18 protein-coding genes and 3 pseudogenes are annotated in these 24,375 nt (G+C 66.8%); 8 read left to right on the top strand and 13 right to left on the bottom strand.

Translation table 11 applies throughout. From position 1 onward, the window contains the following. Window positions 1–129: 129 nt before the first annotated feature. From ACIBW9_RS19345 to ACIBW9_RS19335, 3 genes are all read left to right on the top strand, one after another. The gene (locus ACIBW9_RS19345; protein WP_398956560.1) at window positions 130–1,485 is read left to right on the top strand and encodes an esterase/lipase family protein; all 1,356 of its coding nucleotides are present in this window, start codon (window positions 130–132) and stop codon (window positions 1,483–1,485) included. A 113-nt stretch (window positions 1,486–1,598) separates the two neighbouring features. After that, window positions 1,599–3,839, top strand: a complete 2,241-nt coding sequence (locus ACIBW9_RS19340) for a hypothetical protein (RefSeq protein WP_398956558.1) — start codon at window positions 1,599–1,601, stop codon at window positions 3,837–3,839. Window positions 3,840–4,054: 215 nt separating this feature from the next. Next, a complete protein-coding gene (locus tag ACIBW9_RS19335; RefSeq protein ID WP_398956556.1) occupies window positions 4,055–4,969 on the top strand; it encodes a phosphotransferase enzyme family protein in 915 nt (304 codons plus the stop codon). Window positions 4,970–4,972: 3 nt separating this feature from the next. On the opposite strand, the pseudogene ACIBW9_RS19330 reads toward ACIBW9_RS19335, so the two are convergent. Then, window positions 4,973–6,268: pseudogene (locus tag ACIBW9_RS19330) on the bottom strand (sporulation protein). 88 nt (window positions 6,269–6,356) lie between these two features. Between ACIBW9_RS19330 and ACIBW9_RS19325 the strand changes: the two are divergent. After that, window positions 6,357–8,327, top strand: coding sequence for a recombinase family protein (locus ACIBW9_RS19325; RefSeq protein WP_398956553.1), 1,971 nt, complete (start codon window positions 6,357–6,359; stop codon window positions 8,325–8,327). Here the strand turns inward: ACIBW9_RS19325 and ACIBW9_RS19320 are convergent. The 12 genes and pseudogenes from ACIBW9_RS19320 to ACIBW9_RS19265 form a co-directional block, all read right to left on the bottom strand. Further along, window positions 8,293–8,421: pseudogene (locus ACIBW9_RS19320) on the bottom strand (YccF domain-containing protein); the annotation flags it as partial. The gene ACIBW9_RS19325 and the pseudogene ACIBW9_RS19320 sit on opposite strands and share 35 nt — an antisense overlap. Continuing rightward, window positions 8,418–9,281, bottom strand: coding sequence for a zinc metalloprotease HtpX (gene htpX, locus ACIBW9_RS19315; protein WP_398956551.1), 864 nt, complete (start codon window positions 9,279–9,281; stop codon window positions 8,418–8,420). The pseudogene ACIBW9_RS19320 and the gene htpX, both read right to left, overlap by 4 nt. A 193-nt stretch (window positions 9,282–9,474) precedes the next feature. Beyond that, window positions 9,475–10,995 (bottom strand): NADH-quinone oxidoreductase subunit N, encoded by a 1,521-nt coding sequence (locus ACIBW9_RS19310; RefSeq protein ID WP_398956550.1) that lies wholly within the window; start codon window positions 10,993–10,995, stop codon window positions 9,475–9,477. Continuing rightward, window positions 10,992–12,566 carry an NADH-quinone oxidoreductase subunit M gene (locus tag ACIBW9_RS19305; RefSeq protein ID WP_398956548.1) on the bottom strand — a complete coding sequence of 525 codons (1,575 nt, stop codon included), beginning with the start codon at window positions 12,564–12,566 and terminating at the stop codon, window positions 10,992–10,994. The genes ACIBW9_RS19310 and ACIBW9_RS19305 overlap by 4 nt, the downstream gene beginning before the upstream one ends. Window positions 12,567–12,572: 6 nt before the next feature. Further along, window positions 12,573–14,567: an NADH-quinone oxidoreductase subunit L gene (locus ACIBW9_RS19300; protein ID WP_398956546.1), complete on the bottom strand. Its 1,995-nt coding sequence runs from the start codon at window positions 14,565–14,567 to the stop codon at window positions 12,573–12,575. Next, entirely contained in the window at window positions 14,564–14,953 is a 390-nt protein-coding gene (gene nuoK / locus ACIBW9_RS19295) for an NADH-quinone oxidoreductase subunit NuoK (RefSeq protein WP_398956543.1), read from the bottom strand. Before nuoK ends, ACIBW9_RS19300 begins: the two co-directional genes overlap by 4 nt. Then, window positions 14,953–15,675, bottom strand: a complete 723-nt coding sequence (locus ACIBW9_RS19290; RefSeq protein WP_398957620.1) for an NADH-quinone oxidoreductase subunit J — start codon at window positions 15,673–15,675, stop codon at window positions 14,953–14,955. Before ACIBW9_RS19290 ends, nuoK begins: the two co-directional genes overlap by 1 nt. Window positions 15,676–15,698: 23 nt before the next feature. After that, window positions 15,699–16,319, bottom strand: coding sequence for a NuoI/complex I 23 kDa subunit family protein (locus ACIBW9_RS19285; RefSeq protein WP_398956540.1), 621 nt, complete (start codon window positions 16,317–16,319; stop codon window positions 15,699–15,701). Then, the gene (locus tag ACIBW9_RS19280) at window positions 16,319–17,287 is read right to left on the bottom strand and encodes an NADH-quinone oxidoreductase subunit H (RefSeq protein ID WP_398956538.1); all 969 of its coding nucleotides are present in this window, start codon (window positions 17,285–17,287) and stop codon (window positions 16,319–16,321) included. Before ACIBW9_RS19280 ends, ACIBW9_RS19285 begins: the two co-directional genes overlap by 1 nt. Further along, window positions 17,284–18,831 (bottom strand): NADH-quinone oxidoreductase subunit C, encoded by a 1,548-nt coding sequence (locus ACIBW9_RS19275; protein WP_398956536.1) that lies wholly within the window; start codon window positions 18,829–18,831, stop codon window positions 17,284–17,286. The genes ACIBW9_RS19280 and ACIBW9_RS19275 overlap by 4 nt, the downstream gene beginning before the upstream one ends. Beyond that, window positions 18,828–19,484 carry an NADH-quinone oxidoreductase subunit B gene (locus ACIBW9_RS19270; RefSeq protein WP_398956534.1) on the bottom strand — a complete coding sequence of 219 codons (657 nt, stop codon included), beginning with the start codon at window positions 19,482–19,484 and terminating at the stop codon, window positions 18,828–18,830. The genes ACIBW9_RS19275 and ACIBW9_RS19270 overlap by 4 nt, the downstream gene beginning before the upstream one ends. Beyond that, window positions 19,475–19,882: an NADH-quinone oxidoreductase subunit A gene (locus ACIBW9_RS19265; protein ID WP_344403636.1), complete on the bottom strand. Its 408-nt coding sequence runs from the start codon at window positions 19,880–19,882 to the stop codon at window positions 19,475–19,477. The genes ACIBW9_RS19270 and ACIBW9_RS19265 overlap by 10 nt, the downstream gene beginning before the upstream one ends. Before the next feature lie 228 nt (window positions 19,883–20,110). On the opposite strand from ACIBW9_RS19265, the gene ACIBW9_RS19260 reads away from it, so the two are divergent. The 4 genes and pseudogenes from ACIBW9_RS19260 to ACIBW9_RS19245 form a co-directional block, all read left to right on the top strand. After that, on the top strand, window positions 20,111–21,304 hold the full coding sequence (locus ACIBW9_RS19260) for a sensor histidine kinase (protein ID WP_398956532.1): 1,194 nt from the start codon (window positions 20,111–20,113) through the stop codon (window positions 21,302–21,304). A gap of 128 nt (window positions 21,305–21,432) precedes the next feature. Further along, the gene (locus tag ACIBW9_RS19255; protein WP_398956530.1) at window positions 21,433–22,791 is read left to right on the top strand and encodes a sensor histidine kinase; all 1,359 of its coding nucleotides are present in this window, start codon (window positions 21,433–21,435) and stop codon (window positions 22,789–22,791) included. Between the two features lie 413 nt (window positions 22,792–23,204). Next, a complete protein-coding gene (locus tag ACIBW9_RS19250) occupies window positions 23,205–23,864 on the top strand; it encodes a LuxR C-terminal-related transcriptional regulator (protein ID WP_398957618.1) in 660 nt (219 codons plus the stop codon). 278 nt (window positions 23,865–24,142) lie between these two features. Then, window positions 24,143–24,375 (top strand): annotated as a pseudogene (locus tag ACIBW9_RS19245) (2-oxoglutarate ferredoxin oxidoreductase subunit alpha); the annotation flags it as partial.

Raw genomic sequence — 24,375 nt, 5'->3', positions numbered from 1 at the left:
GCGCGTAGCCTAGACGCGCCCGGCATGCAAGGGTAATTGGGGAGCAACACCTTCTGGACAGGCAATGTAAGCGCGAGAGGGTCTCCTGAGATCACGCAAGGAGACCCACTTGCACCCTAGGGGGCGAGATTGATCAACGTTATCACTTGCGATAAATTCCAGAAGTCCCCCTTCGGGAAACATCACAGCCTCAATCTGCATGCACACGCTTCAAGGAAATCAAAGACAGTTGCCGTATTTGTTCATGGGCTAAATGGCAGCGGGTACGGAACTTGGAAGGACTGGCCCGGGCTCGTTTTTGAAAATCCCGACTCTCCGATCGATGTCGCACTTTACTATTACCCCAGCCTTTTCCGCGCAGTTCGACACCTGCAGCGCGGTGCGGACATCGATGTTCAAGCAGAGCAACTAGCCGAGCATCTGGAAGAGCTCGGCCAAAAATACAGCGAAGTCTATATCATTGCACACAGCCTCGGAGGGCTAGTCGCCGAAGAGGCAGTGAGTCTCTACCTTCAAAAGCTTCTAGTCCAAGACGGAACATACCCAGCCGCAACCCCAATCGCTGCGATCTTCTTGATGGCGTCTCCCCGAGGCGGTTCCGGTAAGGCATTGTTTCCTTTCTGGTTCTTTCGCGACGTGTACCGATTGCGTCACCTGTCGAAGGAGCATGCCCGATCATCTAGCTTCTTCAGCTCTAATGTACAGGTTCAAGCACTGGCCTCCACCGGAGGATATCGCTTCCTTCTCCCCAGATATGCCGGAATCGCCACCCTCGATGTTGCAGTCAGCTCTGCCAGTGCTTCAGGCAGCATTCCCGAAGTACAACAACAACGCTTCAAGGGGAATCACTTCTCCGTTGTGAAACCGTCCCACAGAGACGACCCACAGCATGTATGGCTCTTGCAGAGCATCAAAGAGGTAAAGGAAATTCGCATTCAATGGGCTAGGAATGAGAAGCATAGACATTTGAACGATGTGCGTGATTTTGAAGCGCCTCCATTTATCGTGACAAAAATGCGCGGCGAATATCGAAAATCAGACTGGGACGCACTGTATACCGAGGTTAGGCAATCGGCATCCCGACCCTACGCCGACGTAATCGATCACGAAGACCTTAAGCCTGGAACCAAAGTTGACCTGCTGATTACGATTAATGAATCCGTTAATGTACTGAACGGAGTTCCAGCATCTAAACGTGTTGTAGACGAGGCTGTTGAGGATTTCGAAGCAGGACGCATCGCCACAGCCGGAATCTGCCCAATCGGAGCTGGATATTCAGCCGCCGAAACAGAAGTCCGCAAATGGCTTAACCAAACCACGGAAACACAGTTTTACGTTGAGGGGTCTGCGGATATGGAAGGGCTCCGTGAACGTCTCACGCAATGGATCGACGTCGTAATGCTTCGACATCCTGACAGGCAACTCAGAAATCAGTACACCCGAGTTGCACTGGCCCAGTTCGACAACTATGAGGAAGTCGAGTAGTCATGAACATCGCTTGGATGGTAGCCGTCCTCCGTCCTCGGGACCTGCTTGTCGGGCGGTCCGAATCGTATGATCCAGCTACTCGACTAGCCGCACTCGTCTACGGAGAAGCGGTGTACCTTCATGCCGCCGAAGACGATCAGGCACAGCCACAAGACCGTGGCGTCAACTATGCCGCGAAGACGCTTCGATACGAGACCATCCAAGAGGGGGTGAAAGAGCTAGTCCAAGAAATTTTGGACACTGGGGCAGATGACCTGGCGCGGGCCGGCGCGCTTACATTGATGGCATGCAGCGCTGCTGCAGAATTGGATGATTACGTTACCTGCACCCAGGTGCTGGATTTTCTTATCGAACTTACGTCTTCATGCCAGAAAGACGCATCAGCACTACTTGTACGCGCAGCAGTTCTCCAGCAGAAGAGTTTGCGCCTTTGGGACTCCGGTCTTGACCCGCAACCCACCTCTGCAGAGGCCCTCCGCACACTGGACAACATCGACATGTCCAGTTTTCCGCACTTTTCAACGGGTCCGTATACGACCTCGCGTCGCACTCTCGAACACGTAATTTCTGCCCTCCGTCACGCCATCTGGAGTCTTGCTCCATTTTATCCAACGGCAGTAGGCGCATCCCACGAATGGCCAGACTTCCCAAGCCGTGACGAAATGCTGGAGAGCCCTAAATCGGAGGAGCTGATCCGCATTAGGGCTGACCGCGTCGAGTCGTACTCAAAATTTGTCAGCCAAACCTTCAAAAATCAATATAGAAGCCGAACTAGGTACCTGCTGGGGGGGCCTGCTGTACCTGACATTTTCCCGCAAGCTCTGGCCCTAGAGCTAATTGGACATGCAGGTGTCAGAGAAGCTCGAAAAGAGCTCGCGCTACTCCGGCTAGTACAGATTGATACGTCTGGAGATGCTAGCCAGGTCCGTGACGCCCTTCGTTTGCTACGACACGCCGGAGCGGAGACAGAGCTATCTCTCGCTGTCGAAAGAATGCGATCCGGTGGCCCGCTTTGGGCACTAAGCGAGGATGCCCGGCAAATTCTACGAGAACGCGGCACGGCGCATCTGCTTCGCAGTCCAGAACTTCGTGTGCTGCGTGGAGCCGCAGAATTGATGACACCCATCGAAGCGAAGCGGGCACTGGGAGTAGTTCGCAGCATCCTCGAAGAGGGTGGACCAGCAAACATTCCAGGGCGCTGGCAACGAGACTCCGAGCGTGTTGGAGACGCCTGGCTAACCGCAGCAAGGTTGGCCAATTCGGCAAGCCTCGCTGACGAAATGGCACGGTACTTCCTAGAAATCGCGAAAAGTAGCGCGCGCCCAGATGAGCTAATTGACAGAGCGCTCGCCAAGGCTACAAACGTACTCGACTGGGAAGCTGTCTCAGTGTCAGCAGTTAATTATTGGTCTACGTGGGTGCAGGGAACGGGAGAAGGCTGGCCCGCCACATCAGAAGTGGTCGGACAGCTATGCGGGCTGAGGTCTGGCGAGTCTACGATCCCAGAGGATCTCGAGGCAGTCGCGCTTCAAGTAAACCAGGCAATTAGGGGTACTGAACTATCTCAATCAATGGTGACTGCTAGTAGCCCGCTCGTTGCTGGAGCGCTACGGAAATTGACAGATGACGCACGCAAAGGCCTCCACTCATTTGGGTCGCTTGATCCCGCAGACATCGGTGCAGCATTGATTTCCTACGGTAATGCTGACCTGTGGGAGGAACTCGGAGCCTGCCTCGTCTCACCGGCAACTACTCGCGAGGAAACAAATTACGCTTTCGAGCGTCTAGCTCACGAGCGCCCAAGCATGCCAATTCACTGGAAAGACATCTTTAGTAAGAATCACGAACAGATCCTCTCTAAAGAAAACGACACATTTAGAGAACAGAAATCCATCTCTCCGTATCCGCCCGCGCTTCGCTTCCTCGCCGCTTATAATCTGATCGATGATGCGACACTGTTTACCAGCATTGCGAAGCTGGCTGGGGAAATCAATGTACGTGCTCGCGAAGAAGCTGCTCGAACGGTGGCACTCTTGGCGACTCTGCGCTCTGACACCTGGCTACTCGCTATTGGCACGCAACTCAGCCACGATCACGACGTCTCTACACGCTCCCATGCCGGTCGCTCGCTGGCATTGTTCTCGACGCGAGACCAAGAGGCGTCCTCGATGCTCTCGTCCCGCATCGTCCAGCTACTAAGAGAAGATGGGGTAGAAGTTCCGATCCGTCTCTTGGGTGCTCTTAAGGGAAAGCAGCCACGCCAAGCAGCGGTTAGGAAGGCGATTGAGCAAGTAGCCAGCGATCATCCATCCCGTCTCGTTCGCAGTGCCGCGTTGGCAGTAGTCAGGTGACAGCGGGCCGTGTTTCTGCCATCGCGCTCCTACCCACGCTCAGAACTGCGCAGTAGGAGAGGATCGCTGCTGACGGCTGGTCGGAGACCAGTCGCGCCCTCGTCAACCGCCTCTGCTCGTAGGTACGGTCGTCATCGTGTCCGGCGGACATCGGGCTTGGTCACCCATAGATGTGCGCTGGTTGATCGCGCGCGACTAGGGGAGCTGGTACGGGCATGGCGGTTGACGCTGCTCGGTCGGAAGACGGGTTCACATCGGCGAGGGCTGCGCGGGTGATGCGTGCCGCGTGCCAGGCGGCGGGGCTCGATGACAGAGGCGCGGAGTTGATCCGGCTCGGGGAGAACGCTCTGTTCCGGCTGGCCTCGGCGCCGGTGATCGTGCGCGTGGCCCGAGGGGAGGAGTGGCTGCCGAAGGCTCGTACGGAGGTCGCTGTCTCGCGGTGGCTGGCGGAGGAAGGGTTTCCCGCGGCTCGGATCGTTGAGGATCTTGAGCAGCCGGTCTTGGTCGATGGGCATCCGGTGACGTTCTGGCATCTGATTGTCGAGGGCGACCGTAAGGCCACCTATGGGGAGTTGGGTGGTGTCCTGCGGGATTTGCACTCCTTGAAGGTGCCGGAGGGACTCGAACTGCCGTCGTTTGAGCCCTTCGACAAGCAGGAGCTGCGGATGGATCGGGCCGTGATCCCGCAGGATGACAAGGTCTTCCTGCGGAAGCGGTGGCGGGAGCTGCAAGACAAGTACGCGGAGCTGCGGTTCGAGACGCCGAAGGGGCCTGTGCATGGGGATGCCCACGTGCAGAACCTCATGGTCGACGATCGCGTGCAAGTGATCCTGATCGACTTCGAGGCCTTCTGCTACGACCACCCTGAGTGGGATCTCATGGTCACGTCCGTTGAGCATCACAGCCTTGGGTGGCAGACCGATGAGCAGTACGCCGACTTCGTGGACGCGTACGGACGGGACCTGTACGACTGGCCCGGGTACGAGACGCTTCGGGGCATCCAGGAGTTCGGCATGACGACGTGGCTCATGCAGAACGTGCAGGAGGATGAGGAGACGGCGGCGGAGTACCGCCGGCGCATCGCTGGTCTGCGCAACGATCACGCGCCTCGGGACTGGCGGCCTTGGTAGCCGCTACTCGTCGTCGTCCAGGCGGGCGAGGGCATCGCGCACCTGGTCGTTGAAGGCGGCCACGATCGGGTTCGACGCGTGGATGCTGAGCTCCGCCTGGAAATCGGTCACGTAGCGCTGGAAGCGGGTCGACTGGAGGGTGTCGCCGCCGTCCACGGCCAGGCTGGCTGTTGTGACGGCGGCTTCCAACTCGTCCTTGAGTAGCTGGCTTTGGGCGAGGACCATGCGGCAGAAGCCGAGGGTGCGGGCGTACTTCGGGTCGGTGCTGTCCACGGCTCGCTGGGCTTGCTCGACGGCTTCGCGGCGCATTTTGAGATCGCGGAAGCAGTGGCAGAGTTCGCCCATGAGCTCGGCGGGGTCGAAGTAGCTGAGTCATGTGGGGTCTTCGGCTGTGTCAGCGTGCTCGAAGTGGCGTTCTGCCTCGTTCATGGCGCGGCCTGCGGCGATGCGGTCGCCTGCGTTGGACAGGGCTCGGGCCTCCATCGCCGAGTTGAGCGCCATGGCGCGCGGGGTGGCGCGACCCTTGGCGCCCTCGACGGCGGCGCGGGCGAGTTGGATGGCCTGTGCGTGGTTACCGAGGTAATTGGCCTGGTGGCTGAGGTTGCCGAGGACGCGGGCGCCGAACATGCGGTCGTCGATGACCTGGGACAGGCGCAGTGTGGATGTCAGGTAGCGGTGGGCTAGCTGGTGGTTGCCGGTGTCGTACGCCGTCCATGCGAGCAACTGGGAGACCTCGGCGGCGGCGCCGAATAACGCCGTACCTACCTTCTCGCTGTAGCTCGCGTCCAGCAGCGGCAGGACTTTGTGGCGGAAGTAGTGGCGCAGTGCCTTGTGGCCGTGGCCTCCGCCGTACTTGAAGTCGAGCTGCATGAACATCCCGGCGGCGTCCTTGATTGCTCGGACGTCGCGCATGCCTACGCGTTGATGGCTAGGTCTGTCGGACTGGATGCCGTCGGGGCGCGCGATCATCCATGACAGGACTGCTGCGCTGAGATCGCCGTCTGCGACGACCAAGCGGTCCGGCGTTGGTGCGTCTGCGCTTTGGTCGGCAAGGCTCTCCAGCATGGACAGGACGTCGGGCACGCTGTCCGGGTAGCCGACGGGTTGGGGAGCCGTCTGGTGTGTGTGGTCGAAGAAGCCGAGATCGCCAGGTGTGATTCGGCGGCCCAGTTTGGCGCTCAGGGCGTCCGCCATGATGGCCGCTGTCTGGGGCTGGATGCCTGCGCCATCACGCCATCGCTGCACGGATACGTGAGTGGTTCCGAGATTCACGCCGCGCTGGGCGGCGGTGTCCTTCATCCTCTCTAGGAATACTGTGGAAGTTGAAACAAGCGCCCCGGCAGCGGCTGGCACCGCCCCGGGGCTGGCCGACTGACTAGGAGTCGACGTGTCCCATGAAAACACAGGCATGCCCTTAGCCATCGAGACTGCGGCTCGGGCAGTCGCAACACGCACACTGCGTGCGGTCGACTACCTGCGTGTCTCGACCGAGGAGCAGAAGAAGGGCTACGGAGTAGCCAGGCAGAGCCGGAAGACCACTCGACATATCGCCCTCAAGCAGTGGGTACACGTCGGGACCTACAAGGACGAGGGAGTCTCCGGCTCCCTGGAAGCGGCTGATCGCGGCGACCTGAAGCGTCTGATGGATCAGGCCCAGCAGACTCCACGCCCTTTCGACATCGTGGTCGTGCCGGACGGCCGTGTGATCGGCCGCAAGGGCCGTGCCTTCTGGCGCTGGGTCTGGGCTCTCGAAGACATCGGCGTTTTCGTCGCCGTTGTCGCCGACGACTACGACAACACCACGACCGAGGGGCGCAAGAAGATGCGCCGCGATGCCGACTACGCCGAAACCGAGTGGGAAACGATCCGCGACCGTACCCAGGGCGGGTTGCAGGAGAAAGCGGAACTGACACCAGCCGCGCATATTGGCGGGCGTCCCCCCTACGGCTACCGCATCGCCAACAAGGGGACCCCGGGTTCATACCTCGTGATCGATGAGGACGAAGCGAAGGTCATCAAGCACGTCTACGACCTGGTCGTCGGTGAAGGCCTCAACCTCCGCAAGGCCGCCATTCGCATCAACGCCGAAGGGATCACGGCCCGTTCTGGGAAGGTATGGACACGCGACAACCTTCGGGACCGTGTCATGTCGACTCCCGTACTCGATGGCGTCCTGATCTTCCGCGGAAAGCATGCCAAGACCGATGAGGACGGCCGTCCCTTATGGGGCGACTCCATCAGAATCGAACTACCTCGGATCCTGACCGAGGAGCAGAGCACAGAACTACAGCGCAAGGTTGCCGAGACAGCCAAGCACAGCAGCGGGCAGCGATCCCTCTACCCGCTGAGTGGCCGGGTGGTGGGACTCTGCGGAAGGGTGTATTCGGGATTCGGCTACGCCTCGTCGGAACGCGAATTCGCCCGGTTCTACCGGTGCTCCGGGGGTACTCCCAGGGACCTCAGCCAGAAGCCCTGCGGCTGCTCCCGCATCGACGCCCATGCGCTGGAGAATCACGTCTGGAAACACGTCACCGAGATCGCGAGTGACAGCAAGAAGCTTCAGGAGCTTGCTGGCGAGTGGATCGGCATGGCGGAAGGGGACACGTCCGCGCTCGTTGATCGGCTCGCGGATCTCGACCAACAGATCGAGGGCATGAACGCCTCGATCACGGCCGTCATCGTGGCGACTGCCAAGCAGAGCAAGGCGGCCGATGCCATTGAGGCGGCTACAGCGGTCCTGCACGAAGAACTCCAGCAGCTACAGAGCCTCCGTGACGAGGCGGCTGAATGGCTGGCAGAGATGCGGGAATCAGACCAGCGCACGCGTGACCTCATCGCGCTGGCAGCCATGGCGCAGAAGTCGTTCCCGGACATGGCCCCAGAGCAGCAAGCGGCCATCTTGTCCATGCTCGCACTGAAGGTGACGATCACGGGCCCTGTGCCCGACGACCGGCGCGGTGGTGTCCCCTGCACTGTGCGGGCCTGGTACGCCGCTGCTGGTCTCGGGGTTCCCGCTGCCTCCCTCTCAGACGAGGACTGGGAAAGGATCGCTCCTATGCTGCCGAAGGGTCGCAGGGGCACCGTCCGCCGCTCCGTGGATGCCATCTTCTACAAGGCACGCACCGGCAAATCATGGCCCGAAGTGATCAACGAGACTGGGGCCACGCGCCAAGCCTCCAAGCACTTCAACTCTTGGGTTTCTGACGACACCTGGAGCCGCGTGAACGCCGCCCTGGCGGCCGTAGATCAGGTTGCGCTCCCGGAACCTCGGCTACTGCCATCAATGGTCATCGAAGGGCGAGTCGACCCGAGCGCGATGCTGAACGTAGAAGAACGATCCCGAACGGGATGCCGATGATCGTGATGCAGAGAAGAATGCCCGCGGCCAGGTAACCGAGGAACAGCCAGAAACCGCTCAGGACGAGCCAGATGACATTCAGGATGGTTTTCACTGGGGGCGACCTGCCATCTTCTCGAGCCGGGCGATGCGCTCCGCCATCGGCGGGTGTGTCGAGAACATCTTGGAGAGTCCCTGGCCCGGGCGGAAAGGATTCGCGATCATCATATGGCTCGCGGTCTCGATGCGCGGCTCGGGCGGCAACGGCAGTTGCCTCGTACCTGCTTCGAGCTTGCGCAGCGCACCGGCGAGCGCGAGGGGATCGCCGGTCAACTGCGCGCCGGAGGCATCGGCTTCGTATTCCCTGGAGCGGCTGATGGCCAGCTGGATGAGAGTGGCCGCGAGTGGACCCAGGATCATGATCATCAGCATGCCGAGGATTCCGGGACCGTCATCGTCGTCGGAGCGGCCGACCGGGATCAGCCAGGCGAAGTTGACCAAAAACATGATCACGGAGGCCAGGGCCCCGGCGACCGACGAGATGAGGATGTCGCGGTTGTAGACATGACTGAGCTCATGACCGATGACACCGCGCAGTTCGCGCTCGTCCAGGATGCGCAGGATGCCTTCCGTGCAGCACACGGCGGCGTTGCGCGGGTTGCGGCCCGTCGCGAAGGCGTTCGGCGCCTCCGTCGGGGAGATGTACAGGCGTGGCATGGGCTGGCGGGCCTGGGTGGAGAGGTCGCGGACCATGCGGTACAGGGCGGGGGCCTCGAACTCGCTGACGGGGCGCGCGCGCATCGCGCGTAGCGCCAGCTTGTCGCTGTTCCAGTACGCGTACGCGTTCGTGCCCAGTGCGATCACAACCGCGACGACGAGCCCCATGCGGCCGAAGAAGCTGCCGATGACGATGATGAGGGCGGACAGTCCTCCGAGGAGAACTGCGGTCCTTAGCCCGTTGTGCCGGCGGTGCACGGTACGCCCTCCAAGTCGTGCAGCAGGAGAACCCTTTGCTTGCTGATCTCGGGTGCCACTGGTGCCGTGATGTCACGTCCAGTGGACCCTCCCGTACTGGTCAACGCCAGGCGAGGGCCACTAGTTCCCTTGTGCGCACGGCGACCTGCGTGGGCCGTCCGGGTGACGGCGGCCCCTGGTGGCCGGCGCCGGCTCAGAAGAGGGCTGTGCCGGCGAAGCGCAGGACCAGCTGGGGTGCTCCAGAGAGGGCGACGCCGAGGACGCCGGTGAGGGTGATGGCCGCGGTGAGGGGCGCGGGGAGGCGGTGTTTGACGGGCTCGCCCTCGGGGGCGCGGAACAGCAGTGCCGTCCATTGGAGGTAGTAGAACAGCGCGATGACGACGTTGACTGCCATGACCACGGCCAGCCAGCCCAGTCCCGCGTCGACCGCTGCCGAGAACACGGTGACCTTCGCGAACAGGCCGATGATGCCCGGGGGCAGTCCGGCCAGGCACAGCAGGAAGAAGGCCAGCAGCAGGGCGGCGACGGGATTGCTCGCGTAGAGGCCGCGGTAGTCCGTGATGCGGTTCGCGGACCTGGTACGGCCCACCAGTGCGGCCATCGCGAAGGCTCCGAGGTTCACGGCTGCGTACATGAGGGCGTAGGCCACCGTGGAGCCGATCGAGTGCTCGGCGTCGTCGGAGTAGGCGGCCGCGGCGATCGGTACGAGGAGGTAGCCGGCCTGGCCGACCGACGACCAGGCGAGAAGGCGTACCGCGCTGTACGCGCGCGTGGCTTGCTGGCGCAGGGCGCCGACGTTGCCGACCGTCATGGTGAGCGCGGCCAGCGCCGCGAGCGCGGGACCCCAAACCTCGGCGTACGAGGGGAACGCGACGACCGTGACGAGGATCAGGCCGGAGAAACCGACCGCCTTGCCGACGACCGACAGATAGGCGGCGATGGGCAGGGGCGCGCCCACGTAGGTGTCGGGGACCCAGAAGTGGAAGGGCACGGCGGCCGTCTTGAAGGCGAAGCCGACGAGAGTGAGGACGACACCCGTTTGGGCGAGCGTGTGGAACTGCCCGTCGACGTGCTGGATCCGCTCGGCGACCCGGGTGAGATAGAGGGTGCCGGTGGTGGCGTACACGAAGCTGATGCCCATGAGGCTGACGGCGGTCGCGGTGACCGACGACAGGAAGAACTTCAGGGCCGCTTCGGAGGACTTCTTGTCGCCGTGCCGGATGCCGACGAGGGCGAAGGCGGGCAGGGAGGCGACCTCCAGGGCGACGATCAGGGTCGCGAGGTCGCGTGAGGCGGGCAGCAGAGCGGCGCCGGCCGCGGAGGAGAGCAGCAGGAACCAGTACTCCCCTTCGGGGAGTTGTCTGCCGGCGTCCTTCAGGGCAGTCACCGACAGGAGGGCGGCGAGAAGGGCGCCGCCGAGGACCAGGAACTGGATGACGAGCGTGAAGCGGTCCGCGGTGTAACTGCACGCGTGTGTGCCGTTCACGCAGAAGGTGCTGCGGTCGCCGTCCAGGAGGGGCAGCAGCAGGAGCGCGGAGGCGGCGAGGCCTGCGACCGAGACCCAGCCGAGGAGTGCCTTCCTGGCGTCGGTGACGAACAGGTCGGCGACGAGGACGACGAGTCCGACGACCGCCGTGAGGGTGGGTGGCGCGATGGCGAGCCAGTCGACGGACTGGACGACACTCGCGGCCAGCGGCTGCGCCAGGGAGCTCATCGGGTGCCTCCTGAGAGGAGCTGCTGCACGGCCGGGTCGGTCAGGCCGAGGAGGGCCCTGGGCCACAGGCCGGCGGCGACGGTGAGGGCGACGAGCGGGGCCCAGGCCGCGAACTCGTACGTGTGGACGTCGGCGAGCTGTGGTGCTTCGTTCGGTACAGCGCCCATGCAGACGCGGCGGACGACGACCAGCATGTACGCGGCCGTGAGCAGAGTGCCGAAGGCCGCGATCGCCATGAAGGTGAGGAAGGCCGGCCGGCTGAGGTCGCCGGCGGGCCTGAACGCGCCGAACAGGGCCAGCATCTCGCCCCAGAAACCGGCCAGGCCCGGCAGACCGAGTGAGGCCACCGCGCCGAAGGCGAGCAGACCGCCGAGGCGGGGGGCCTTGCCGTAGAGCGCGGCACCGGTCTCTTCGGCGAGGGTGTCGAGGTCGGTCGTGCCCGTGCGGTCCTTGAGCGCGCCGACCAGGAAGAACAGCAGGCCGGTGATGAGACCGTGGGCGATGTTGGCGAACAGGGCGCCGTTCACACCCGTCGGGGTCATGGTCGAGATGCCGAGCAGGACGAAGCCCATGTGGCCGACGGAGGAGTAGGCGATGAGGCGCTTGAGATCCCCCTTCGCTCCCCGCTTGGCGAGCGCCAGGCAGGCCAGCGAACCGTAGATGATCCCGACGACGGCGAAGGCGGCGAGGTAGGGCGCGAAGGTGTGGAGCCCGTCCGGCGCGACCGGAAGGAGAATCCGGACGAACCCGTACGTACCCATCTTCAGTAGGACACCGGCCAGCAGGACCGAGCCGACGGTCGGGGCGGCGGTGTGGGCATCGGGCAGCCAACTGTGCAGCGGCCACATCGGTGTCTTGACCGCGAGCCCGACACCGATCGCCAAAACGGCGATGACCTGCACGGATGTGGTCAGCGACCGGCCGTTGTCAGTGGCGAGTGCCACCATGTCGAATGTGCCGGCCTTGATCCCGATCAGGAGCAGGCCGAGCAGCATGACGACCGAACCGAGCAGTGTGTAGAGGATGAACCGCCAGGCGGCCTGGGTCCGGCCCTCGCCGCCCCAGCGGGCAATGAGGAAGTACATCGGGACGAGGACCATCTCGAAGGCCAGGAAGAACAGCAGCAGATCGAGGACGGCGAAGCTGGCCAGGGTGCCGGACTCGAGGACCAGCAGCAGTGCGACGAAGGCCTTCGGGGTCGGGCCCGCAGGCATCTTGAAGTAGCTGTACAGCGCGCAGAGGAAGGTCAGCAGCGCGGTCAGGACCAGAAGGGGGAGGGAAATGCCGTCGATGCCGAGGTGGATCCGCACGTCAAGTGCGGGGATCCAGCTGATGTCGGTCGTGGCCTGCATCTTCGACGGGTGGTCGTGGTCGAAGCCGAGCGCGAGGACGATCGCGGCGATGAGGACCGCGCCGGTCACGGTCACGCCGTGGCGCAGCACCGCCTGCTCGGGCGACTTCCCCTTCAGTCCGGGCGGAGCGGGCAGGAGAGCGGCGACGGCCCCGAGGAGCGGGCCGACGACGACGAATGCCAGAAGGAACTGCATCACGGACTCGTTGATATCGATCACGCCTGCTCACGCTCCCGTGGCGACGAGGAGGACGGCGACCGCCAGGACGACGGTGCCGGCGAGCAGCGCGCTCACATAGGTCTGCACATTGCCGGTCTGGGCGCGCCGTACGGCGGCACCGAGCAGACGCGGCAGGGCGCCCGCGCCGCGTACGTAGGTCTCGACGACCTCGCGGTCCAGGAAGCGGACGAGGCTCGCTCCGGCCTGGACCGGGCGGACGAACAGGGCCGCGTACACCGTGTCGAGGTGGAAGCCGACGGCTGCGTGCCGGTGCAGCGGGCCGAGCAGCAGCCGTCCCGGGTCCGCCGGGTCGGGCGCGTAGGCCACTCCCCCGTAGGCGGGCGCGTGGCTGGCGATGGCCTCGGCCTCGACGAGTCCGGCGTCGCCCTCGGGGTGGGCCGCGACCGCGCCGAGCGGGGCGCGGGACGCGAGGGCGGTGGTGTGCCGCCAGGCCGCATAGGTGACGATGCCGCCGACCAGGGCCACACCCGTGCCGAGCACGGAAGTGGTGAGCGTCGGGGTGAGGTCACGGCCGTCGAACCAGTCGGGCAGCAAGCGGTAGGTGAGCCCACCGAGCGCGAGGGAGGGGACGGCGAGAACCCACAGGACCACGGTCATGGGCAGTGGCTGGCGGCCGTGGTCGGGGGCTTCGGTACCCCGGCCCTGGAAGGCCAGCAGCCACAGACGCATCGCGTACGCCGCGGTGAGTACGGCGGTGAGCAGGCCGGCTACGAGGGTGATCCAGCCTGCGGCGAGGGGGGCGTTCCCGGTGTGGCCGGTGACCACGTGCTCGGCGGCGCCGAGGACGGACTCCTTGGAGAAGAAGCCGCTGAAGGGCGGGATCGCGGCGAGCGCGAGAAGCGCAACGGTCATCGTCCAGTAGGCGTCGGGGATGCGGTCGCGCAGGCCCCGCATGCGGGACATGGTGGCCAGCGAGTTGGTGCCGGCGGCGTGGATGATCACGCCGGCCGCGAGGAACAGCAGCGCCTTGAAGGCGCCGTGGGACAGGAGGTGGAAGACGGCCGCTCCGCGGTCGCCGACTGCGAGGGCGCCGGTCATATAGCCGAGCTGCCCGATCGTCGAGTAGGCGAGGACGCGCTTGATGTCGTCCTGGGCGAGCGCGGCGAGACCCGAGCCGACCATCGTGACAGCCGCCATGACGGCGAGGACCACCATCGCGGCCCGGGAGGCCTCGAAGACCGGGAGGAGGCGGGCGATGAAGTAGACGCCGGCGGCCACCATCGTCGCGGCGTGGATCAGCGCGGAGACGGGCGTCGGGCCCGCCATCGCGTCGGGGAGCCAGGCGTGCAGCGGGAACTGCGCCGACTTGCCCGCCACGCCCGCCAGGAGCAGCAGAGCGATCAGTGTCGGGTGGTGGAGCCCACCGCCCGCCACGGTGCCGAGGACCTTGGTGATGCGGAAGGAGCCGGCATCGGTGGCGAGGGCGAACAGACCGATGAGAAAGGGGACGTCACCGAGCTTGGTGACCAGGAAGGCCTTGATGGAGGCGGCGCGGGCCTCCGGGGTCTCCCAGTAGTGGCCGACCAGGAAGTACGAGCAGATACCCATGATCTCCCAGCCGACCAGCAGCACGATCAGGTCGCCGGAGTAGACGACGAGCAGCATCGCGGAGGTGAAGAGGGAGACCAGGGCGGCGTACGAGGGGTAGCGCGGGTCGTCGCGCAGGTAGCCGGTCGAGTAGATCTGCACGCAGGTGGCTACGACGCCGACCAGAACGGCGACGAGGGCGGCGAAGCCGTCGATGTGCAGGGCGAGTTCGATGGGGACCGAGCCGGTGGGCGTCAGCTCGGTGGCGGCGTCGATCGCCTGGTCACCGCCCTGGCGCACGGCGACCAGCACGGCAAGGACGAAAGAGGCAAGGGTCGGCAGGACGGCGAGCGGGCGGACGAATCCGGGTGCCGTGCGGCCCAGGAGCAGGCCGCAGGCGGCGCCCAGGAACGGCAGGAGGGGGACGAGGACGGCGAGGGTGGTCGTGGTCACGCGATGGCCTCAGCCTTCCCGGTCTCTTCCGCCGTGAGGGCGTTGCCGTCGGGTCCGTCGCTCTCGTGGCCCTCGGCGCTGTCGCGAAGCCTGTCGATGTCCGAGGTGCCGCGGTTGCGGTAGACGGCGAGGACGATCGCCAGGCCGATGCCGATCTCGGCGGCGGCGATGGCGATGGTGAACAGGGTCAGTGCCTGGCCGGAGTGCAGCTTTTCCTGGGCGGCCTTGCTGAGCCAGACGTCGAAGGCGACGAGGTTGAGGTTGACGGCGTTGAGCATCAGCTCGACGGACATCAGGACCAGGATCGCGTTGCGGCGGGCGAGGACGCCGTACAGGCCGGTACAGAAGAGGAGGGCGGAGAGTACGGCGGGATAGGCGAGGTGCATCAGCGGGCGCCTTCCTGCTCGGCCGGGCTGGTTCCCTCGACCCGGTCGTTCCGCTCGATCGGGTGATTACGGGAATCAGGGACGGATGGGGAACCACCGGTTGCTGCCCGGGAGTTCACAGGGGGAGAGCTCAGCTCCGCCTTCGCCTTGCGGGACAGGACGATCGCGCCGACCAGGGCGGCGAGGAGGAGGACGGAGAGCGCCTCGAAGGGGAGGACCCAGTTCTGGAAGAGGCTCGCTCCGGTGACGGCGGTGGAGCCGGCCGCCGGTCCGTCCAGGTCGATCCAGGTCGTGCGGAAGGCGTCGACGACGACCCAGACCAGGGCGGTGGCCGCCGCGAGGGCCACGGTGAGCGCGGCCCACCGGTTGCCGGAGTCGGCGTCCGGGGAGCGGCCGATCGGGGCCTTGGTGAGCATCAGACCGAACAGGAGGAGGACGACGACGGAACCCACATAGATGAGGACCTGCACCCAGGCGATGAACTCGGCGGTGAGCAGGAGGTATTCGACAGCAAGGCCACCAAGGGTGACCACCAGCCACAGGGCGGCGTGCACCAGTTGCCGGGTGGTGACGGTGACCAGGGCTGCGCCGAAGGTGGCGAGGCCCACGAGCAGGAAGGCGATCTCGACACCGGTCGGCGAGAGGAAGCCGTGGGCGCCGGCGGCGGTCGTGGGGGCGAGGGCATGGGCTGCCGTCGCGTGAGCTGCCGTGGCAGGTGCCACCGTCGCGGTGGCTGCGATGAGGGTCACGACGCGCCTCCCTCGGGTTCGGTCGGCCGGGAAGGCTCGGCGGCTTCGGTGGGCGCGGTGGGCTCGGCCTGGGCGGCCGCGAGCTTCTCCGCGGTCTTGCGGGCGGCGGCGATCTCCTTCGGCTCCTCCGCGCCGGGGTCGAGGGCGGGCGGAGCCGGGACCGTCCACATCCACTCACGGAGCTTGTCGCGCTCGTGGGTGAGTTCGTGGATGTCGGTCTCGGCGTATTCGAACTCCGGCGACCAGAACAGGGCGTCGAAAGGACAGACCTCGATGCAGATACCGCAGTACATGCACAGGGAGAAGTCGATGGCGAAGCGGTCGAGGACGTTGCGGCTGCGTTCCCGGCCGCCCGGGGTAGCCGCCGGAACCGTCTCCTTGTGGGAGTCGATGTAGATGCACCAGTCCGGGCACTCCCGGGCGCAGAGCATGCAGACCGTGCAGTTCTCCTCGAACAGGCCGATGACGCCGCGGGTGCGGGGTGGCAGGTCGGGCTGGACGTCCGGGTACTGCTCGGTGACGGTCTTGCGCGTCATCGTGCGCAGGGTGACCGCCAGACCCTTGGCCAGGCCGGAGCCGGGGATGCGGGAGCGGGTGGGCGGGAGCGGCTCAGCCATCAGGAGATCACCACCTTGACGATGCCGGTGAGGGCGATCTGAGCGAGGGAGAGAGGAACGAGGAGGGTCCAGGAGAGCTTCTGGAGCTGGTCCTCGCGTAGCCGGGGATAGGTGACGCGAAGCCAGATCACGAGGAAGGCGAGTACGGCTGTCTTCAGGAGGGTCCAGACCCAGCCGAGGCCGTCGGCGCCCCAGGGGCCGTGCCAGCCGCCCAGGAAGAGGACGGTGGTCAGGCCGCACAGGACGATGATTCCGGCGTACTCGGCGAGGAGGAACAGGGCGAAACGCAGGCCGGTGTACTCGGTGTACGCGCCGAAGATGATCTCCGAGTCGGCGACGGGCATGTCGAAGGGCGGGCGCTGGAGCTCGGCGAGACCGGCGACGAAGAAGACGATCGCGCCGACGATCTGCCAGGGCAGCCACCACCAGTGGAAGGCGTCCAGGATGCCGGGGAGGGAGACCGTGCCGGCCGCCATCGCGACGGAGGCGGCGGCGAGGAGCATCGGGAGTTCGTAGGCGAGGAGCTGCGCGGCGGTGCGGAGGCCGCCGAGGAGGGAGAACTTGTTGGCGGAGGCCCAGCCCGCCATGAGGGAGCCCAGGACACCTACGCCCATCACCGCCAGGACGAAGAAGATGCCCGCGTCCAGGACCTGACCGACGGCGCCCTCCCCGGGGCCGATGGGGATGGCGAGGAGAACCAGGAGGTACGGGAGGAGCGCCACGGCGGGGGCGAGCTGGAAGATGCGGCGGTCTGCGCCCGCCGGGACGACGTCTTCCTTCTGCGCGAACTTCACGCCGTCGGCGACGAGTTGGGCCCAGCCGTGGAAGCCGCCGGCGTACATCGGGCCGAGGCGGCCCTGCATGTGGGCCATGACCTTGTGCTCGGTCTGGCCGACGACCAGGGGGAAGGTGAGGAAGACGACGAACACGATCAGGAGTCGCAGGGTGACGTCCAGGGCGTCGGTCACTGCGGGCCTCCTGGGGGGTCTTCTGGGTTCGAGGTCGGATCTTCGACGGACGGATCTTCGGGGGTGGCGCGGGGGGGCTCCTCGGCGGGGATCTCCTCGGCGAAGGCCGGCCTTGAGGGGCTGCCACCGGGGGTTGACTCGGCGGAGGATCCTGCACCCGTGTCGGGGCCGCCGGACGGTTTCGGGCTGGGTTCGGCTTCGCTCGGCGGTTCGGCGACGGGCTCGGCACCCGGACTCGGCTCAGCCGCCGGCCGTCGCTCGGGAACCGGGCTCGGTTCGCCCTCCGGGGCCGACTTCGAGTCCGCGCTGGGCTTCGTTTCCGGGCTCGACTTCGTCCCAGGCCCCGCTTCGGTCTCCGGGGCCGGCCCACCCTCCCGGGCCGGCCCGCCCTTCAGCCTCGTCTCGCCCGCAGGCCCGGTCTCCGGCTCGTCGAAAGCCGGGCGGGCGTGGTGCCACGGAGCGTCCGAACTGCGGGGGGCGGGTGCGGGTCGGGTGGTCGGGCTCTGTGACGACGGGGTTCGGGGAGGCTGCGAGGCCGCGCCTTCACTCACGCTGCGTGTACGTCGCGGCGCTGCAGCACCGGAGGCACCCGGCTCCTGATCGGCAGAGGAGCCCGCCGCCGGAGCCGACGCCTGCCGGTCGGCCGGGGCGCCCTCAGCCGGGGTCGACGCCGCCTGGCTAGCCGACCCCTCCGCCGCCGACCGCGCACGCCGGGGAGCAGCCGGGGCATCGGCATGCCCTGCGCCCGCCGCCGGACCGCTCGCACCCTCCACCTGGCTAGCCGACCCCTCCGCCGCCGACCGCGCACGCCGCGGAGCAGCCGGGGCATCGGCAGCGGGCGGTGTGGCCGCCTGGGTTGCCGAGCCCTCCGCTGCCGAGCGGGTGCGGCGGGCCGGGCGGTCGCCTGCTGGGCGGGCCGGGCGGTCGGTCGGGGGGCGGCCTGCGGCTCGGCTGGGGCGGGCCGGGGCAGGGGGGAGTTGGCCCTTCAGGGGGCCCCACTCGTTCGGGTCGGGGACGCCCGGGGGGAGCATCTGGCGGCGCTTGGGGCCGCCGTGGTCGGACTCGCCGGGTTCCTTGGCGCCCGGCCAGGCCTTGGCCACACGGGCGGCCAGGACGAAGTCCTTGCGCAGGGGGTGGCCTTCGAAGGTTTCCGGGAGGAGGAGGTGGTCCAGGCCGGGGTGGCCCTCGAAGACGACGCCGAACATTTCGTGGGTCTCGCGTTCGTGCCAGGCCGCGCCCGCGTAGACGCCGACGGCGGAGGCCAGTGTCGGCGCCTCGTGCGGGACCGTGGTGCGCAGCAGCAGACGGCGCACGGGAGACAGGGAGACGACGTGCGCCGAGACGCGGAAACCCGTGCCCGGTTCGTCGACCGCGCTGAGCCAGTCGAAGTAGGTGCACGACAACTGGTCTCGGGCCACCTGCAGCGCTTCCAGCCAGCTCGCCGGCGGGACGTCGACCGTCAGGAGTTCGTACGACTCCTCGGCGGTGGCCTCGGCACCGAACAGCTCGTCGGCGGGGGCGGGGAGCCAGCCGACCGTGCTCATCGGTCCTCCCCCGAAGGAGCGTCGGGAGCCGACGGAGAGTCCGGAGCCGACGGGGATCCCGCAGCCGGTGGCCTCACCAGGCCGCTTTGCAGGGCCGCCGTCGACGGGCGGCCCGGTGCGGTTCCGTACCGCTCCCCCAGCGACTCGCGGGCGATCTTCTCCTGGAGCTTGAGGATGCCCTGGAGGAGGGCCTCGGGGCGGGGCGGGCAGCCGGGGACGTAGACGTCGACCGGGATGATCTGGTCGACGCCCTTGGTGACGGAGTAGGAGTCCCAGTAGGGGCCGCCGCAGTTGCTGCAGGCGCCGAAGGAGATGACGTACTTGGGCTCCGGCATCTGTTCGTACAGGCGCTTGACGGCCGGGGCCATCTTGTCCGTGACCGTGCCGGAGACGACCATCAGGTCGGCCTGGCGGGGACCCGGCGCGAAGGGGATGACGCCCAGGCGGATGAAGTCGTGGCGGGCCATCGACGCGGCGATGAACTCGATCGCGCAGCAGGCGAGGCCGAAGTTGAAGACCCACAGCGAGTACCGGCGGCCCCAGTTCAGGACCACCTTCATCGGCTCGGGGGCCAGGCGGGCGAGGGCGCCCAGCCGTTTCGGCTCCGGGAGGAGTACGGGCTGACCGTTGGTGTCCGGCGTCGTCACGTCCATGCCAGGACGCCCTTCTTGTATGCGTACAGCAGGCCCACGGCAAGGAAGCCGAGGAAGATGAACATCTCCACCAGTGTGGTCACGCCGTACCCGTGCGCGGCAAACACAGTCGCCCAGGGGAACAGAAAGATCGAGTCGACGGCGAAGATGACGTACAGGAAGGCGTAGACGTAGTAGCGGACCTGGGTGTGGGCCCAGCCCTCGCCGACGGGGTCGACTCCGCACTCGTACGTGAGGAGTTTCTCGGGGGTGGGGACCATGGGCCGCAGCAGTCGGCCGGCGCCGAAGGCGACGGCGACGAAGAGCACGCCGACGACGGCGAGCAGTCCGACGACCGAGTACGACTGGAAGTAGTCCGCCGCGACGACGGTCGGACCGGCGACGGTCGATTCCCGCACGTCCGTACCCCTCGCTCCCTGCGACCTTGATGAACGCTGCTGTTCGACGATCTGTACGCACGGGAGTCTAGGCCCTGATAAAGACACGGTAAGCAGCCCGTCACCGCTTGAGACGACCTTGAGATGCCGGGAAGCCGCCGAGGAGCTGCCGGGGTGGGGTTTTCCCCAGGGGACCGGGGGCGGCCGACCTCATGGCGCGGGCGCCCGGCGCGCGGCACGCTGGCCCATATGACCGAACGACACGCGCGCCCGATGGGGGCCACGCAAGGTGACGGCGACCGTCTGCCGCCGGCCCGTTTCGCCTACGACCGGCACACCTGGAAGGAGATCGCGCATCTGCTGGCGAACCTTCCGGTGTCGCTGATCGGATTCGTCTACGTCGTGACGGTGCTGTTCACCGGCTTCTGGCTGACCGTGACGGTGATCGGGTTCCCGCTGCTGGCCGCTGGTCTGACCGGCGCGCGGCTGCTGGGCAGGATGGAGCGGGCGCGGGCCAGGAAGCTGCTCGGGGTGCGGGTGGACGAGCCGAGCCGGCTGCCCGGACGCGGCACCGGCTTCCTCGCGTGGATGTGGATGCGGGTGAAGGACCCGGTGGGCTGGCGCACGGTGCTGTACGACTTCATCCGGCTGCCCTGGGGGATCCTGACCTTCGTCATCACGTTGACCTCGCTGTTCGTGCTGTGGCCGGTGCTGCCGTTCATCGCGCGGGGGCTGGCCAACGCCGACCGGGCGATGGTGCGCGGGCTGCTGTCGCCCTCCGACGAGCTGGAGCGGCGTATCGCGGAGCTGGAGTCGGACCGGGGGGTCGTGGTCGACACCGCCAACGCCGATCTGCGGCGGATCGAGCGCGATCTGCACGACGGGGCGCAGGCCCGCCTGGTCAATCTGGCGATGGGTCTCGGCCTGGCCAAGGAGAAGCTCCTGGAGGACCCCGACTCGGCGGCGGAGATGGTCGCGGAGGCGCACGGCGAGGTGAAGCTCGCGCTGCAGGAGCTGCGGGATCTGGCCAGGGGGATCCATCCCGCCGTACTGACGGACCGGGGGCTCGATGCCGCGCTGTCCGCGGTCGCCTCGCGCTGCACCGTCCCCGTGAAGGTGACGGTCGACCTCGACTCACGGCCCGCCGCGGCCATCGAGGGCATCGCCTATTTCACCGTCTCCGAGCTGCTGCAGAACATCAGCAAGCACAGTGCGGCGAAGACCGCGTCCGTGGAGGTGTGGCGGGCGACGGACCGGCTGCTCATCCAGGTCGAGGACGACGGCCGCGGGGGCGCGCGCCTCGACGGCGGCTCGGGGATGCAGGGGCTCGCCGACCGGCTGGACGCCGTGGACGGACTGTTCGTCATCGACTCGCCGCAGGGCGGACCAACCGTGGTCACGGCGGAGCTGCCGTGGCGCGACCGCGCTCCCGGCAAGGGGTAGGGAAAACCCCCCTTCCAAGACGCCGACGGCCTCCATGGTCCGCGGACCTGCGGCGCAGCAGTGTGGGGGTACGGCAGGACAGCCGCAGCCGGACAGGGCGAACGGGACGAGTAGAACGGACGACGCCGATGGCCACGGAGTACGGACAGGGCTACGGGCACGACAGCGGGCTCGCCTTCACCGAGGGGACGCGGCGCCGGCTGCCGGCCGGGCTGCGGGCGCCGTTCGAGGGGCGCAGCTGGCGCGAGTTCGGGTATGTGCTGCTGAGCCTGCCGATCGGCATCGTGCTCTTCGTCTACGCCGTCACGATGGTGTCGCTCGGGGCGGGACTGCTGGTGACGTTCCTCGGCATTCCGGTGCTGGCGGCGGGCCTGGCCGGCTGCCGGGGCTTCGGCGCACTGGAACGGGCGCGGGCGCGGGGGCTGCTGGGTCTCGAGGTGGGCGACCCGGAGCCGCTGCGGATGCCCAAGCCCGGGGTGATGGCCTGGATGGGGGCCGTGTTGAAGAGCGGCACGTCGTGGCGGGCGCTGCTGTACGCGCTGGTGCAGTTCCCGTGGTCGGTGTTCTCGTTCGTGGTCGCCGTGAACTTCTGGGCGTACGGCTGGGGGCTGCTGACGTATCCGCTGTGGTTCTGGCTCTTCCCGATGTACGGCGGTCAGGGCGGGCTTCAGCTGTACGGCGACGGCAGCCACAGCATCTACCTCGACAACCCCTTCGAGATCACCGTCACCGCACTGGTGGGGCTGCTGTTCACGCTGGCCACGCCGTGGATCGTGCGGGCGCTGACGATGGTGGACCGGGTGCTGGTGCACGGGCTGCTCGGGCCGTCCCGGCTGGCGACGCGGGTGGTGGAGCTGGAGTCGGACCGGGGCGTCGTGGTGGACACGGCGGCTGCGGATCTGCGGCGGATCGAGAGGGATCTGCACGACGGGGCGCAGGCGCGGCTGGTGGCGTTGGCCATGGATCTGGGGCTGGCGAAGGAGAAGCTGGCGGAGGATCCGCGGGCGGCGGCGCGGATGGTGGACGAGGCGCACGGGGAGGTGAAGACGGCGCTGCAGGAGCTGCGGGATCTGGCGCGCGGGATTCATCCGGCGGTGCTGACGGACCGGGGGCTGGATGCGGCGCTGTCCGCCGTGGCCTCGCGGTGCACTGTGCCGGTGCAGGTGGAGGTGGATCTGGCGGAGCGGCCGGCGCCGGCGATCGAGGGGATCGCGTACTTCACGGTGTCGGAGCTGCTGCAGAACATCAGCAAGCATGCGCGGGCCACGTGGGCGGCGGTGGATGTGTGGCGGGTGGAGAGCCGGCTGATGGTGCAGGTCGTGGACAACGGGGTGGGCGGGGCGGATGCCTCGGGGGGCTCTGGGCTGGGGGGGCTTGCCGAGCGGCTGGATGCGGTGGACGGGATTCTGGTGGTGGATTCGCCGGTGGGGGGGCCTACCCGGGTGACTGCGGAGTTGCCGTGGCGGGGGGAGCGGGCGGTGGGGTGAGCCGCGGCGGAGCCGCTGAGGGATGCTCGCCCCCGCCGCCCTTACCCGTCCCGTCCCCAGGGGCTGCCGCCCCTTCGACCCCGCCAGGGGCTCCGCCGCGGACCCGGCGGGGACTGCGTCCCCTGCACCCCTCCCGGGGCTCCGCCCCTCCACCCCGCCGCCCCTCCGCCCCGGACCTCGATCGGCATGAACGGCCTCGTCCTCAAACGCCGGACTGGCTGAAAAACCCAAACTCCGGAAGGGTGAAGACGCAAACGCCGGACGGGCTGAAAAACAACGCCGGACGGGCTGAAAACTCAGGGATTCCCGTTGATTCCCGTTGGTCAGAGGCGCGCGGGTCCGAATGCTGGAATGCTGGACCACTGGCAGACGGAGTCGGGCTGGCGGGGGGCCGGGGAATCGTGGAGGACAGGGTGCGGGTGGTCATCGCCGAGGATTCGGTGCTGCTCAGGGAGGGGCTGACCCGGCTGTTGACCGACCGTGGGCATGACGTGGTCGCCGGGGTGGGTGACGGGGACGCGCTGATCAAGACCATCACCGAGCTGGACGCACAGGGCGAGCTGCCCGATGTCGTGGTCGCGGACGTGCGGATGCCGCCGACGCACACCGATGAGGGGGTGCGGGCCGCGGTGCAGCTGCGCAAAGCCCATCCGGGGCTCGGGGTGCTGGTGCTGTCGCAGTACGTGGAGGAGCGCTACGCCACCGAGCTGCTGGCCGGTTCCAGTCATGGCGTCGGATATCTGCTCAAGGACCGGGTGGCCGAGGTCCGGGAGTTCGTGGATGCGGTGGTGCGGGTGGCCGAGGGCGGTACCGCGCTCGACCCGGAAGTGGTCGCGCAGCTGCTGGGGCGCAGCCGTAAGCAGGACGTGCTGGCCGGGCTCACCCCGCGGGAGCGGGAGGTACTGGGGCTGATGGCCGAGGGGCGGACCAACTCGGCCATCGCGCGGCAGCTGGTGGTGAGCGACGGCGCCGTGGAGAAGCACGTCAGCAACATCTTTCTGAAGCTCGGGCTGTCCCAGAGTGACGGGGATCACCGGCGCGTTCTCGCGGTCCTCACCTATCTGAACTCCTGAGGGGCTGACACTGAGTCAGTAAGTGCGCGTTCAGTCATCGATCCAGGATCGGTCCAGCCTCCGTCCACGCCCAGAACCGAACGAATCGCACGAAGCGTCTTCAAGGGGAGCGCTGGAGGGCGAGAAATCATGACAAGTCAGGGCGCCGCACCGTCTCAAAACTGTGTCCATGATGCGAATGGCCACGGGAAGGCGACCCTGACGGACGTAGGGTTGATTTTGGGAAGGCCCGCGGGAAGGCCGGTCCCAGACAGCCGCCTCGAGGGAGGTCCAGTTCAGTGACCAGCCAGGTCAGCAGGACAGCGGAGCAGGCAGACGGAGCCGTCGTCGGAGAGCAGCGGGGGCCGGGCGGAACGAAGGGCGTACGCAAGCTGGACCGGGTGATCATCCGGTTCGCGGGGGACTCGGGTGACGGTATGCAGCTCACCGGTGACCGTTTCACCTCGGAGACCGCGTCCTTCGGGAACGATCTGTCCACTCTTCCGAACTTCCCCGCCGAGATCCGGGCCCC

Origin of the sequence: Streptomyces sp. NPDC049541 (assembly GCF_044465725.1) — a bacterium.
In the GTDB taxonomy this organism is placed as follows: Bacteria; Actinomycetota; Actinomycetes; order Streptomycetales; family Streptomycetaceae; genus Streptomyces.
This window is presented reverse-complemented; position numbering and strand designations above follow the sequence as displayed.

What these genes read in the sequence shown, in the direction of transcription:
- ACIBW9_RS19335 (WP_398956556.1), top strand. Translation starts at nt 4,055, where the DNA reads ATGGCGGTTGACGCTGCTCGGTCGGAAGACGGGTTCACATCGGCGAGG.
- ACIBW9_RS19310 (WP_398956550.1), bottom strand. Translation starts at nt 10,995, where the DNA reads ATGAGCTCCCTGGCGCAGCCGCTGGCCGCGAGTGTCGTCCAGTCCGTC.
- nuoK (WP_398956543.1), bottom strand. Translation starts at nt 14,953, where the DNA reads ATGCACCTCGCCTATCCCGCCGTACTCTCCGCCCTCCTCTTCTGTACC.
- ACIBW9_RS19285 (WP_398956540.1), bottom strand. Translation starts at nt 16,319, where the DNA reads ATGGCTGAGCCGCTCCCGCCCACCCGCTCCCGCATCCCCGGCTCCGGC.
- ACIBW9_RS19275 (WP_398956536.1), bottom strand. Translation starts at nt 18,831, where the DNA reads ATGAGCACGGTCGGCTGGCTCCCCGCCCCCGCCGACGAGCTGTTCGGT.
- ACIBW9_RS19270 (WP_398956534.1), bottom strand. Translation starts at nt 19,484, where the DNA reads ATGGACGTGACGACGCCGGACACCAACGGTCAGCCCGTACTCCTCCCG.
- ACIBW9_RS19260 (WP_398956532.1), top strand. Translation starts at nt 20,111, where the DNA reads ATGACCGAACGACACGCGCGCCCGATGGGGGCCACGCAAGGTGACGGC.
- ACIBW9_RS19255 (WP_398956530.1), top strand. Translation starts at nt 21,433, where the DNA reads ATGGCCACGGAGTACGGACAGGGCTACGGGCACGACAGCGGGCTCGCC.